A 14,064-nucleotide genomic window follows, 5' to 3' on the forward strand; every position below is an offset into this window, starting at 1 on the left:
GTTACAGGGCGACCTCGGAGCAACAATGGGAGGGGTCATGACCATGATGACGCGTGCATGTGCGATTGGCTTTCTGGCCATCCTCACCGTGGCTCGTGCGGCGAACGCGCAGATAGCGGACCAACCGAAAACGCTCACGCGCAGTCCGCCAAAGCAACTGGCGGTGCACATCAGCAACGAGAAGAGCGCGCGCATAGTGTATGCACAGGGGAGCTCGCTCGTGAATTTGTCGCCCTTCATCCGCGAGATCGGCGCTCTTGACGTTCGGCCTACAACGCTCCCGCACAGAACATTCCGTGCTTTCGACCTTAGGGGCAGACCGAGCGGCACGATCTACATGCACGCGCGCAGGTGGCCCAAACGAGCGGCGGTGCACATCAGCGACAGAAAGAAAAGCGAGCGTCTAGGATATGAGAAGGTGAGTTCGCTCGTGGATTTTCCACCCTTTTTCCCCGGCATTGGCGCGCTTTACGTTCAACCCAAAACGCTCCCGAACGGACCATACCGTGCTTTCGACCGCCGGGGCAGACTGAGCAGCACGATCTACATGCTCCCGATCGAGGATCTTGAGAACCGGAAACGGTTCGATCTTGAGGGCCTCGCCGGAAAGGGCGATCACGTAACCTTCTACTTCAATTCCGGTCACCCTGGACTCGACAAGCCCCACTATCACATCCACATTTGGCACGTGAGCAAGAAGGGGGAAGAGCAGGTCGCGAAATAGCGAGTGGTGGGATCTTTGGGATTGCCGCGATCGTGTTGCCCGCGGAACATTTGGTGGAACGGTTTCGGACTCCGTCCGGAAACGTCAAGATCGCGCGGGCGGTCCTGAAGGACGCCTTGGACAAGAATATCTACCGCAAATTCCCGCCAATCGCCTGGCCAGCCGGAGAAGGTCGCTGGCAGCGTCGTATTCCACGCCACCGACGATGCTGGTTTCGTCAGCATGGTGTGACGCCAGCTAAGACTTGGTGCCACCTGAATTCAGGATTCTCCCGGACCAATGCTAACGTTGGGCATCGCCAGTGGTCATTCGTCACGTGAAGCGTTCCGCCAGACGCGATGCGCGCCAGACCGTACGGGAAAGCTCAATGTCGGCACTGTTTCACACAACCGCACAGTGTCGCCAGAAGTGACACGAGTCTTGGTGTCGCGAAACGTATCCTCCAGGTCGAGTTGATGCGACGACATGTCTCATTCCTCTCGCTTAAACTGAAGTCAGTGGCGAATGATATAATGAAGTACCCCATCTTGACTATTGAACCGGCTCTAAAAGCTTCTAGCCTGTGATGCCGGACATCGAACCGTCTGATTTAAAGCATGCAAAGGCGTGATCTGAAATCCCTGTCTATGGATCAGCTATGGCACCTTCATGAAGAGTTGGTGACCGAACTGACGCGCAAAATAGCGGCTGAAAAAAACAGGCTCGAGGAGCGCCTTCGTCAACTTCGTCTCACCGGTGATGAACTGACCCATGGGCGTCGCCCTTACCCCAAGGTCCTTCCTAAGTATAGAAATCCCAAGAATCCTTCGCAGACCTGGAGCGGCCGTGGCAAACAACCTCGCTGGTTGAGGGAGCAGCTCCGATCCGACAAAACGCTGGACGACTTTCGGATAGAGCAAGCGGCCGCCGAAACACTTGCCCATACCATGCTTAGGATCGGCCGAGCGCAGCGGCCAAGGATGTGATGGCGTTGAAGCGCTCTTTAGACTGATAGACCGACGTCATCAAGCAGTCCGTCCTGGTCAGGATCATGGCTCTGCGTTCACAGCAGGCATTGACGTGCTGGAAGAACAGATTGCTACCGCCGGAGATGACGGCGAGGTATCCGATCTGTTCGACGATCAGCAGCGCGAAGCGGTACAACCTGATCCGGTCGCGTAGCGCTCGCGCTCGAGTTTGGCGAGTGTGATGGAGCGGCTGGGCGGGATGGCATTCTCGAAAATGTTGCGTCCGGGAGACCGGACGATGTCTTTGCCGCGACCGAGAAATTCGCCGCAAGACCTGACGCATCCTTGGTGCTCACGCCGCTAGGATTGACGCCGCTGATCTGGACTCGGCATCACGATAGCCATTCGGGTTCTTCAATTGCCAACGCCAATGGTCCGCACACATTTGCGCCAAAGGCCGTGTCGATTTCCAACCCAATACTCGTTCCGCAAGCGTCGCATCGGCACAACAGATTGCAACATCACCGGCCCTGCGTTCACCGATCGAATACGGAATTGACCTGCCACTCACGGCCTCGAATGTCCGAATCACCTCCAAAACGCTGCTGCCGGCTCCCGTTCCGAGATTGAGCGTGAGCACACCGGGCTGTTTCAGGTGTCTCAAAGCACTCAGGTGTCCAGATGCAAGATCGACGATATGAATGAAGTCGCGGATTCCCGTACCGTCCGGCGTGTCATAGTCGCTGCCCCAAATCGTGAGCTTGTCACGCCTTCCAATTGCCACTTGTGCCACAAACGGCAACAGATTGCTCGGAACGCCCAGCGGGTCTTCTCCGATGAGCCCGCTTTCGTGCGCGCCGACTGGATTGAAGTATCGCAGGATACCGATGCGCCAATCATCGTCGGCCCCGTAAAGATCCTTCAACATTTCCTCGATGATGAACTTTGTGCGGCCGTACGGATTTATTGGTCCGAGAGGATGCTTCTCATCGAGGGGCAGATATGTGGGTCTGCCGTACACGGTAGCCGACGAACTGAAGACGAGCGTCTTCACCTTCGCTCGCTTCATGGCGGACACGAGCCGCATCGTGCCCAAGACGTTGTTGTCGTAATACGTCAGCGGATCAACGTTAGAATCGGAGACCGCCTTCAGCCCGGCAAGGTGAATAACTGCACTCACATTGCAACTACCAAGTACTTCGTAGATCGCCTCCTCATTGCGGACGTCGGCATGCCGAAAGACCAGCGACCGACCGCAGATGGATTGCACCCGCTCGAGAGAGGCCTTGTTGCTGTTCGAAAGATTGTCGACTGCAACGACATCAAGCCCGGCCTCAAGCAACGCGAGACAGACATGGGACCCGATGTAGCCCGCGCCTCCGGTCAACAGGATCATCTCGGACGCGTCCCTATTCGCACTGCCCACTGTCGGGCCTGCCCGAACCGGCTGCGCTTTCCAGTCTCGAACTCTCTTCCAACTCACTCTGGCCCGTGACCCAATGCAACAGCCCCGAAGGATTACTCCCTGCACCACGCGCAATCTGGCGTGGATTGGGCAGAGTAGCCTGGCCTACCAGGCCGCTTCAGTACGACTTCGTATTGCCAGACCGTCCGATGGAGGAAGACGCTTGCGAAAAGATGCCAGCACCAAAGCGGAGGCCCGCAGGGTTGCTGCGATACGCACGTCAGTCGATGCGCAGAACAAACGCGTCGAGCGCAAATCCGCAACAATTGGTGCTACGGACGCAGCGCCTCGAAGCGCGCTTTCGCCTCCTTAATCCCTGCGGCGTCGGCTTTCGCGTAGAGATCTTGCGCTTTGCTCGCATCGCCTCGCGTCCCATAAGCTCCCCGTTTGGCGAGGATCAACGGATCATAGGTTTCTGCCAGCGAGAAGTTCGCCTGAGCGCTGCCCATCTCGATGGCGCGCTCCAGCACAATCCGCGCAGCGCCTAAGTCGCCATGTCCGAGCAGTGTGCTCGCACGCGCAACTAAACGTGCCGCCACCACAGCTTGCTCCGAATTGGGCTGGGCATCGCCCCGACCGTCCCTTCCCGGCATCCGGTCGGCGACTGGCCTTGCGTTCTCCTCGACAGGCCTACCCCGCGCTGTCGAATCGAGAGTTGCGATATTGGGCCCAACGCGATACGCAACCGCGAGATCCTGCGTCGGCCGATCGGGCTCACTCTGTGCGGATTTGTGAAGCGATGGCACGCTGTTTGCCGCCGCCTGCATTAGTTCGGCCGCTTCGTCTCCCGCTTTGCGGGCCTGCGCCTCGTACGCGTAAATTGAGCTCCAAGTCATAGAGCGGTCTTGTGCAAGCGTGTTGGTCCTTTCGTGTTCCTTCTGCATCGATTGCCGCAACTCGGCAGGGCCGGCTTCCATCGTCCGATTCCACCGCAGCAGTTCATCGGTTGCCTTCGCGGCCAGCGCCGTCTGGGCCTCCACGTCGCGTCGCGCCGCCGTAAGATCCTGCTCCAGCGACGCGGACCGTTCGCGCTCCTCTTGCAAGGACTTCTGCAGCCCGGCCGCGCTCCTCTCCCCCGCCTCTTTCAGCCGGGAGGCGTCCTCACTTGCTTTCGTCGCCAGCGCCGTTTGGGCCTCGAAGCCACGCCGCGCATTCGCAAGATCCTCCTCCAGCTGCGAGGACCGCTCGCGCTCCATTTGCAGGGACTTCTGCAACTTAGCCGCGCGCCTCTCGCTAGCCTGTTTCAGCCAGGTAGCTTCCTCACTTGCTTTCGCCGCCAGTGCCGTCTGAGTCTCGACGTCGCGCCGCGCCGCCGCAAGATCCTGCGCGAGCCGTTCTGCACGCTCGCGCTCGTCCTGTGCGGATTTGTGAAGTGACGGTGCGCCATTCGCAGCCGCCTGCCTTAGTTCGGCCGCTTCATCTGCGGCTTTGCGGGCCTGCGCCTCGTACGCATAAATCGCGCTCCGGGTCATCGAGAGCTCATGCGCAAGCGCGTCGGCCCTTTCGCGTTCCTTTTGCATCGATTGCCGCAGCTCGGCAGCACCGGCTTCCGCCGCCTGACCCCGCCGCTGAACTTCATCAGTTGCTTTTGCCGCCAGCGCCGTCTGGGCCTCGACATCATGCCGCGCCGCCGCAAGATCCTGCTGCAGCCGCGATGACCGCTCGCGCTCCTCTTGCAGGGACCTCTGCAACTCGGCAGCGCTGCTCTCGCTAGCTTGTTTCAGCCGCGAAGCTTCCTCGCTTGCTTTCGCCGCCAGTGCCGCTTGGGTCTCGACATCATGCCGCGCTGCCGCAAGATCTTGCTCCAGCCGATCTGCACGCTCGCGCTCCTGCTGCAGGGACTTCTCCGGCTCGGCCGCGCCCTTCTCCCCCGCCCACTTCAAGCGGGACGCTTCCTCGCTTGCTTTCGCCGCCAGTGCGGCTTGGGCTTCGATTACACGCTGAGCATCCGCAAGCTCCTGCTCGAGCCACGCGGCACGATTGTGCTCCTGCTCGAGACGTTGCAGCAATTCGATATCGCGCCTCGCATTGGTGAGGTCAGAGAGCAGTGTCTCCATCCAGCGGTGTTCCGCAGATTGTCCCGCATCGCTCATCGTTGCTTGCCCAACCTGCATCGATTTATCGTTGCTCCGCCTGCTCGGCGGCAAAGCCTCGAATTGGCCAGCACCTACGGTTTCCTCGGAAGCGAAACTGCGCGCAACCATCGTGCGTTGCGCACTCGCCAAGTGTCGCGCTTGGTCGGGGAACGCCTGTGTTTCCGACATCCATGCTGTCGCGAGCATGGCTGCGGCGATGCACGGGGTCACGGACCGTACGAGTGTCGATAGTCGCACGTGTCGCGACGCCGGATGAATGAAACAGACGGTATTCATCTCTTGGCGGAAAATGACTACGCGACCCATACAATCACCTCTTGCATCGTGATACGGCCTGATGAGATGCGCACCTAGGCCTTTCGCTGACACGGTTCTTATAACTTGCATGGAGGACCCCTTTTCTGCCTCTTTCGGGGTCAGCCTGCCGCGCGTGTGCGTCGAAATGCTCAAAGCTCCTCACGACCCAACTTCCGGAAGGTCCGCCGACGGCAGTCGCGACTGCTACGTTCCAGAATTGCGTTAGCCCGCGTCACCTGCTCCCGACGCGCGGCGAGTCGGCCTTGGCCGCGTCAGTTCGGCCCGTCCCTGTCGGGCTACTTGAACCACTTAGCTTGCGGGGCGGCGCGTCTGGACCGTCCTCGTATCGCAGCATAACCTCTACGGTGTCACCCGGCTGCAACTCGGTATCCTCGCTGGCGATAATCCGCTCCTGCCCCTTCTCGCCTTCTCTATTGATGGCAATCTCCGCTCTATTGACGGCTCCTCGTACGAGTTGTGATCGAACCATGGCAGTGTACTGAAGCTTCTCGCCGACGCTCTGCAGCTTTTCGCGAATTTGGTTGAGCCTTACGCTAGTGTCTTGCAGCTCACGGAGCAGGTCCAGCCTCCGCTGGTCATCGAGCTTTGCCAACTTTCTGGTGAGCTCGTCCTGTTGCCTCTTGACCTGCAGCAGTAGCGCAGATGTCTGCAGCGTCCGAGTTGATGACAGCAGCACCGCGCGACGCGCATCCGTAACGCGGGGGCTCGTCAAGGAACCCTTGCCGAAGAGATCGGACACTTTCTGCAGTTCTTCGAGGTCTGATTGAAACCCCTGTTCCTCCTTGTTCCGCTGCTCTGACAACACACGGATCTCGTCGTCCCCCTGTCGGACGCCGCGCTGAAGGAATGCCTTTTCCTGCTGGTAGTCACTCTGCTTCGTCTTCAGATATTCCGTTTCCGCATTGACGATTTCGGAAATCGCCGATCGAGCTATGGGCACGTCCGTCAAAATGCCTGGATTGAGCTGCGTCCCCTCTCCAAGTTCATTCTTGATGCGCCACATACGCGCCTGTTCTTTGGCGAGTTCTGTCCAAAGCGATCCATACTCGCTTCTCAGGTCTGCTGACTCGAGATACGGGTTGTTCATCCTGATACGCATGATGTCGTAGCCGCCCGCCACAGCGACGAGCTGCCGAGCGGTAATGGCCGGTCGATACGGATACTCACCCGGCTTGGACACGTCCCCATTTACGTATATCGGCCTGTATTCCCCCACGGTGGTCGTGACCTCATCCGCGTCTATCACGAAGACGACCTCACGGCCATCCGGGGTCCTTTGGCGAAATACCTTGCTGGCCAGTGCGGCTCCAATTTTTGCTCGGATCTGCGGTAAGGACAGGCCAGCTACTGGAACAGTTCCGACCAGTGGCAACAAAATGCTTCCGTCCATTTGGATGGCAGCACGATGCCGTAGCTCCGGCACCCCCGCCACCGCAACGTCCAGTACATCTCCAATGGCTACTCTATATTCGGCATATTCGGCCTTTGCTTGCGTGACGAGAATTGTCATACCAACAGCCACTAGGCCCAATCTGATGCAATGACCCAGGCTACTGTTAGAGACATGGACATGGAGACGATTGCGCAGCCTGGAGTTCGGCACGGCGGCAACCGTCTGCGCGGACATAGCCATGGGTGAAATCCTTCAAAGCCGCGGAAAACAGCGCGTCGATTCGCCACGTCGGATTGAACGTCCATACCGGTAATGCGCAAAACCAATGTTCTGTGGCGCTAATCCGCTCAGTGCCTTGGACATTACATTCGATAAATTCGATCGATTGGTCCTCTATTGATTGTTGGTCCTCTATTGATCGTCAATTCGCATTCACACCGGACCTATTCCGATGGGCGCTTCGAGCAGATTGCTTCTTTGCAATTCTAATCCCGCACTGTCGCCGCTCAATCGACCAGGGTAGTTACCCCTCTTACTCTACCCCTTTATTGCTAATTCCCAACCAATGACTCGAATGCTACGGATCAGGCTAGATGCTACGGATTAGCGAGACGGAACGATGGGTGGGGACTGACCAGGTAGTAGAGTGCTATGAATTACGCGTCGTTCACCAATTTGCCGGCCTCTACTAAGCTTCCGGCACATTCGGTCGATGGCAGTAGGGCAGTCCCGACAGACGTTAGTAGGGGCCGACTGGCCGCCTTATTAGTATTGGCAGCAAGTATCGAATTCCTGCTCGTAACCCTTGCGGCCTATTTCGCAGCCGTCCTCTATTACCGGCTGATCCTGCTGTACTCGCCGGATCCCGCCCTGTACATTCAGGAATCTGTTCTGATTGCCACATTGGAGGTGCTAGTTTCAGTAGGACTTCTTTCAGTAGGATTTCGGCAACACTCCCAGAACCAGACGCAGCCCCGCCACATCTTCCTATGGAGCGGCGCCGGTGGCGTGCTCCTCGTATTCTCCTTCTTCATCTCAACCATATTCGTTCTGAAAATCTCCGAGGACTACTCGCGCGCGACTGTCATCGTCCAAACTGCGAGTGTCCTCCTCACGGTACTCTGCACACGGGCAATATGGTTCTCACTACTACAGCCAGCTATCGCATCGGGACTGATCGACGCCAGGCGCGTCATTCTTATAGGAGAACCCGGCCACTGCTCGCAGTTTTCTGCGCAAGCAATGGGTACCGGCATTCGGACCATCCGCTCGTTCGATTTTCCGACGATTCGCGCCGACTCCTCAGTACCGGCGCGCCCCGGCACCGTCCGAGCGATACCAGACGTTCGCCAACTCGTCGCCGATTGCCGGCCCTACCGAGCGGATGACATTGTCATCTTGATTTCAGATTCGGAAGTTCGGTCTGCTCTCGCGCTTGCCAGCGCGCTATCGGAGCTGCCAGTTGACGTTCACGCCGTGCCTGTTGGCTTCATCGATTTGATGGCTGTGTCCCGGATCACTCAGTTCGGCAACATCGCGACGATGCGGATGTTCCAGTCCCCTCTCCCTCGTTTCAACCGAGCAATCAAACGAGGATTCGACGTCGCCGCTGCAATCGCTGGCCTTATTATGACCAGCCCCCTCTTCGTCATCGTTCCGCTAGCAATCAAGCTCGACTCCCGCGGGCCAGTGCTATTTCGTCAGACGCGTCACGGCTACAACAACGAGCCTATTCGGGTACTGAAATTCCGAACGATGACCGTGATGGAGGATGGCCACAATTTCAGACCAGTCGTCCGACACGATCCACGTGTGACCCGTCTGGGACAGCTCTTGCGTCGTACCAATATCGATGAGCTCCCACAACTGTTCAATGTCCTGGTAGGCGACATGTCCATCGTGGGGCCCCGTCCACACGCGACCTCGCAAAACCAGCTGTTCGCTGAGCTGATTTCGTCATTTTCCCGTCGCCATAACGTCAGGCCCGGCATTACCGGTTGGGCTCAGGTCAACGGATACCGCGGCGAGACCGATACCCTCGAGAAGATGCAGCGTCGTGTGGAGCATGATTTGTACTATATCGACAACTGGTCACTCCTTCTCGATCTCAAAATCATTATCATGACGCTCTTTTCCAGAAAGGCGTATTGGAATGCCTATTAACGCGGCTCCGTCTGCAGCGTCTTCGCAGCAGCGCGTGTTGGACTTTGGCATCCGTCGTGTCCTACTAGGCGTCTCGTTTCATGTGGTGGGCGAAGCCCGACTATCAGCACTGGGACCAGAAAATGCTGCAGACTATTAGAACGGACAATTCGGTGAATCCGGACACTAGGCCGCCTGAATTTCGCTCATTGGCCGAGTCTGTGGCCGAAGGTGTGGCCTTCTTACGACGACATCTCTCGATCATGTTGCTGACGTTTTTTGTAACGATTGGCGCTGCTCTACTCTACCTCATTACTGCAGTACCGACGTTTACCGCCGGCGCGGAACTCGTCATAGATTCGAAAGGGGCGGCCGGAGACGCTGCGTCCGTATCAACGATCGTGGAAAGTCAGATCGCAATCATAAAGTCCGAGAGCGTCGCTCGCACTGTGATACAGAAACTCGGTTTAACAGAGGATCCGGAATTTTCCGGGCAAGGCCTCGTGCGCGGCATGATCAGATCGACATCCCGGCTGCTCGGCTGGAGCAGGGAAACGGAATTTAGCGCGATGCGATACGCCATGCAATCGTTCAAACGCAAGCTTTCGGTGAAGCGCGTCGGCCTTACGTACATTGTCGAAATTGCCTTCGAATCCATTGACCCTGAGCGAGCGGCGCAGATCTTAAGCACTGTCGCAGAAACCCTCATCATGGGCAGTATGGACGCAAAATACAAATCGGCTTTGCGAAGTGAGAAATGGGTCAAGGATCGAATGAACGAATTAAGTAGTCAAGCATCAGCTGCCCAAAAAGCAGTGGCGGATTACTATAAAAACAGGAACCATGTCGGGGATCCCGCGGATACTGTCGACCCAGGTAAACCCTCATCGCAATTGACGGCGAAGATGCAAGGTGATCTCCGCGAACTGGAAGCCGCCGCCGAAACCTCAGCAAAGACCTATGATAATTTTCTCCGCATGCTGCGCTACATGGAGGCCATGCAACAGCAATCCCCGCCGGTGTTCGACGCGCGTCTGCTCACCGAGGTGTCACGTCCCTCGACGGCCAGTACGCCGAAAGCCGGATTCGTGCTTGGAATGTCGACCGTTGGGGGTGTGCTTCTTGGGATCGCAATTGGAATCCTGCGCGATCTGTTAGATCGAAGATCCGCGCCGGCGAGCAGGTCTGGAGCGAGCGAATTGATCCCAGGGATCAGGGCAGATGGTTCTAAACCCCAGTTCGACGATTCGTCCAACATCGAGAAGCATCGCGGGGTCGAATCTGGAATACTAATTTGAGCACACGGAACGGTTATAGATCGTCGTCGGAGGGCCGTAGGCTTCCGGACAGCAAGTCCCCGCTCATCGCGGCGACGATCTGCTCGCTCGACGCCGATCGCATCTGTCGGTAATACGGCTTAATCCGCGCACATTCTTCGTCGCTCAGCCAGAGCAGAGTCCTGCTCACGAATTGTTCCCGCCAATACGGATCAATATCGGATTGCCGAGGCGGAAGGATAAGTGAGTTCTGACCTTACAATGATTACCAGCGCGCAGACACTTAATGACTTAGCAGGTGTTGATTGCAATCAAGACCTCTCGGCGCGGCCATGATCAAGCCAGAGCCAGGCGGAAACGCCTGAGCCCGCCTCGCCTTCGGCAACAACCGAAATGGGTAATCCAAGAGGGTTGAGGGTCAGCGCGGCTGCAAGCATATACTCGTCTACAATCCGTTCATTTTGCTCATTTTTGATTTTTCACCGTCGGCGTCCATCGTGGATGTTCACGCGACGGCAGATTTCGTGGAGTCCTCATTATGGAGTGGCGCCGGAGAAGGATTGACGTGGTCGAGCACGCCCTCGGCGCAGCACGAGGCGTCCAGGACAACTTGCTTGGTGCAATAATGCCTCAGTGCAAACGAATACACCCGGCACCGACCGCGAGGCGGGCCGAAACGGGGATTCCGGGAGCAGCTCGATGGCAATCACCGCACGTGGTGTGGCGTCCACCAGAGTTGGCATGACCGATGACGAGCCTATTCGAGCGTCCGGCGGGCCGGGGACCATATTCAGCCCTATCTTCCGACAGTCGTGGCTGGCTCTGGTCTATCGCTGCTCGGGTGCCGTCGTCACTTTCCTCTTCGGCGTGAGTTTTACGCGGATGATGAGCATCGAGGAATACGGGGCGCTCATGTCGCTGATGACGTTCGGGTTCATGGCGGCTACAGTCGGCCTCATTGGTCAGCAACTTCGTGTGCTGCGGGAAATACCAAGTCTCGCAGCTCGGAAACACTATACGCCGATCGTCTCGATTGTCGCAAAAAGGGTTCGTGTGGCGTGTCTGGGCAGTATTGCGGCGACAGTGACCGCCCTCCTCGTATTCATCGCCGCTCAGGGCCGGGAAGGAATATTCGGGCGTTGGGAGCATTCCATCAGCTTGCTTCTGATATTACCGTTGGCATTGATCGAAATGCAGAGCTCGGTGGGTCGCGCGCTCGGCTCCGTTAACCTTGCACTCGTGCCGAAGGACGTGTTGTGGCGGTTGCTCATCATGTTGTTAGGCGGAGCTCTCTTCGCGAAGTATGGCCATCCGGTGAAGGCGGCAGATGTTTTCGTGATCGCAACCGGCGTCCTGGTCCTGCTGATCGCCATTCAACAGGTTTACCTGCGACATCTCGCCGAGGGCCATAGGCTGTTCACCATGGCGGTGATGCAATCGAAGGAAAGCATTGCCGGCGTTCTCTCCGGTTCCGCACCGTTCTGGGTGAGCAGCATTGCCAGCGTCCTGTTCGCTACAATCGATATCGTCATTGTCTCGGTCATGGTTGGTCCAGAATCCGCCGGATATTATTACGCCGCCAACCGCGTCTCGCTGCTTCTCGATTTATTCCTGTCGACTTTCTGTATTCCCGCAGCACCGCTCATCGCCCGCCTATGCGACGCGGATTGTCGCACTGCGATCACACGGGTCGCGTCGGGTGCGGCACTGGCTGCCTCTATCGCAGTCCTTGGATGGGTCGTCGCATTGGCGCTGGTCGGCGACATCGTGTTGATGATGTTCGGAGAGGCTTTCGTCCGCGCCCACGGCATCCTTATGATCCTGGCGGTCGGTGAGTTGACGTCGACATACTTCGGCATCGGCAGTATCGCACTGACCATGAACCGGGCACCAGCGGGCCGCGATGTACATCATGGTCATCACGTCCGTGTTGGGGATCGTAGCCATGGTCGGCGCGACCTGGACGTTCGGGGTCTGGGGAGCAGCGGTCGTTGTCGCCTGCGTAAGTGTCGCGACAAGGGCATGTATGGCGGCCCACATCCACGCGCGGGAAGGGATGGATCTCACCGCCACCACGATGCTACGCACTATCGCGAGGCGTGCAACACGGATAAGCACATGAAAGTTGCTCCGTGACCGGAAATCAGTACCACCCACCGAGGGGCGGGAGGCGGCGGTATCATTCTCGACCAACAGCCCATGGTTGGCGGAAGTCGCGACAATCGACATAAATCGAGGAGATGGCGTCGGATAAAGATAATTGACTGTGTTCGCGGCCCTCCGAGGACACGCCAGCTGGAAACGGATTTGCGCGCGTGAGACAATACTTGAAGCAGCAGAACCAGGCTGCATTCGATTACGAGGTTTCGGGAAGCCGGCTTTCGATGGGGCTGGTGAGGCTGCTTGACACCGCTATTGCGCGGATTACCGGGCGCGGAATGGGACTCGCCATGCAGGTGGTCAAGCCCCTTCTGAGTTCCCAATTGTCTTGCGTCCATTTCGCGGACGGCAGCCGCTTGTACTTTCGGTTGGACGACGTCTACTGGAATCGGTTCATCCGCCAGCCCAAATTCGAGTACGAGCCGGACATAGGGAAGTTTCTGCTGCAGCTCAAAGATATCGACTATCTGTTCTTTGATTGCGGCGCCAACATCGGACACTGGTCCGTTCTCGTCACGTCACAAATGCTCGGTCGCAAACGTGCGATTGCCGTCGAGGCCTCACGGGAGACGATCGCGCTCCTTCAGCAGAACTGTGAGGCCAACGGTCAGCGCTTCGAGATATGCCGCAGGGCGCTGTGCGAATATGACGGACAACGCTTGCTCTTCTCCAACGGACCACATGCCAACCGACACATCGTGGAGCCGCGGGGTACCAATTCGACAGGCGTCGAACCGGTCATATCAGTAACGATTGATGCGCTGGCACGGCAACTGGATCTGACCGACAGCGATCGGATCATCATCAAGCTGGATGTCGAGGGCGCGGAGATCTCAGCTCTAAAGGGCGCGCGCCAGGTGCTGAAGCGCGACACGCTGGTCATTTACGAAGATCATGGCAGTGATCGAAGCCACGCTACCACGAGGTATGTGTTCGATGAGCTCAGATTTCCGGTCTTTTCGATTGCTGCCGATGGGACAATTACGGAGATCGAGGAGCTCTGCGCGCTGGATCAGCTGAAGATGGAGCCGAAAATAGGCTACAATTTCGTGACCTGCCATCCACTGTCCGGCTTCCACCGGTGGATAGTAGAAATTTCAGGTCGCGCAGGATCGCGGTGAGCTCCGTACTGCTCGACATTGCACGGCCTCGAAGATCATGCCAGGCGAGCGGGTTCGGGGACCAGGTTCCCGCAATCGATGCACTGGGTTCGCCCCACGGCCCGAACGTGTCGCTTGGCCAGTGTTCCAAAGGACAGTTGCCAAACTGCCCCTTACCGAAAGCATCCGGCCAAGGCCGCGAGGTGCCCGCTTTGAGCGCAAGGGGTACGCAAGCGCTCCTGCCTGCTTGCGAGGATGTGTGAACGGCGTGCTTTTGGTGATTGACGGCCGTTTGGCGCGATAGCTTCATCTTCTTCCGAGGAGCGAAGGCATGTCGATCGAAGACCTACTTCGTGAGCGGCTGAAGAGGTGGAGGCGGAGCGGCGGCCGAGGGAGAACGCGGGGCCGCGGAAGCCGCGGTAGAACGGCTGAAGGCGAAGCT

10 protein-coding genes are annotated in these 14,064 nt (G+C 57.9%); 7 read left to right on the plus strand and 3 right to left on the minus strand.

Translation table 11 applies throughout. From position 1 onward, the window contains the following. Window positions 1-37 precede the first annotated feature (37 nt). Complete coding sequence (locus tag YY7_RS56810) at window positions 38-724, plus strand: hypothetical protein (protein WP_155255340.1); 687 nt, start codon at window positions 38-40, stop codon at window positions 722-724. Between the two features lie 743 nt (window positions 725-1,467). Continuing rightward, window positions 1,468-1,689, plus strand: coding sequence for an H-NS family nucleoid-associated regulatory protein (locus YY7_RS58525; RefSeq protein WP_433994530.1), 222 nt, complete (start codon window positions 1,468-1,470; stop codon window positions 1,687-1,689). Window positions 1,690-2,023: 334 nt separating this feature from the next. On the opposite strand, the gene galE is transcribed toward YY7_RS58525, so the two are convergent. Both galE and YY7_RS63480 read right to left on the minus strand, forming a co-directional pair. Continuing rightward, window positions 2,024-3,067, minus strand: a complete 1,044-nt coding sequence (gene galE, locus YY7_RS0126995) for a UDP-glucose 4-epimerase GalE (RefSeq protein ID WP_028165941.1) — start codon at window positions 3,065-3,067, stop codon at window positions 2,024-2,026. A gap of 341 nt (window positions 3,068-3,408) precedes the next feature. Further along, entirely contained in the window at window positions 3,409-4,608 is a 1,200-nt protein-coding gene (locus YY7_RS63480) for a hypothetical protein (protein ID WP_245287419.1), read from the minus strand. A 9-nt stretch (window positions 4,609-4,617) separates the two neighbouring features. Here YY7_RS63480 and YY7_RS63485 point away from each other — a divergent pair, with 9 nt between their 5' ends. After that, a complete protein-coding gene (locus YY7_RS63485; RefSeq protein ID WP_245287420.1) occupies window positions 4,618-4,794 on the plus strand; it encodes a hypothetical protein in 177 nt (58 codons plus the stop codon). 967 nt (window positions 4,795-5,761) lie between these two features. On the opposite strand, the gene YY7_RS0127005 is transcribed toward YY7_RS63485, so the two are convergent. Continuing rightward, on the minus strand, window positions 5,762-7,060 hold the full coding sequence (locus tag YY7_RS0127005; protein ID WP_245287421.1) for a polysaccharide biosynthesis/export family protein: 1,299 nt from the start codon (window positions 7,058-7,060) through the stop codon (window positions 5,762-5,764). Between the two features lie 654 nt (window positions 7,061-7,714). Here YY7_RS0127005 and YY7_RS0127010 point away from each other — a divergent pair. From YY7_RS0127010 to YY7_RS0127030, 4 genes are all read left to right on the plus strand, one after another. Next, on the plus strand, window positions 7,715-9,106 hold the full coding sequence (locus YY7_RS0127010) for an undecaprenyl-phosphate glucose phosphotransferase (protein ID WP_245287422.1): 1,392 nt from the start codon (window positions 7,715-7,717) through the stop codon (window positions 9,104-9,106). An 80-nt stretch (window positions 9,107-9,186) separates the two neighbouring features. Beyond that, window positions 9,187-10,383, plus strand: a complete 1,197-nt coding sequence (locus YY7_RS0127015; protein WP_245287423.1) for a GumC family protein — start codon at window positions 9,187-9,189, stop codon at window positions 10,381-10,383. 678 nt (window positions 10,384-11,061) lie between these two features. Beyond that, window positions 11,062-12,498, plus strand: a complete 1,437-nt coding sequence (locus YY7_RS52985) for a lipopolysaccharide biosynthesis protein (RefSeq protein WP_051396946.1) — start codon at window positions 11,062-11,064, stop codon at window positions 12,496-12,498. A gap of 191 nt (window positions 12,499-12,689) precedes the next feature. After that, window positions 12,690-13,643 (plus strand): FkbM family methyltransferase, encoded by a 954-nt coding sequence (locus YY7_RS0127030; RefSeq protein ID WP_245287424.1) that lies wholly within the window; start codon window positions 12,690-12,692, stop codon window positions 13,641-13,643. Window positions 13,644-14,064 lie beyond the last annotated feature (421 nt).

It is taken from the genome of Bradyrhizobium elkanii WSM2783, from assembly GCF_000472865.1.
Taxonomy (GTDB): Bacteria; Pseudomonadota; Alphaproteobacteria; order Rhizobiales; family Xanthobacteraceae; genus Bradyrhizobium; species Bradyrhizobium elkanii_A.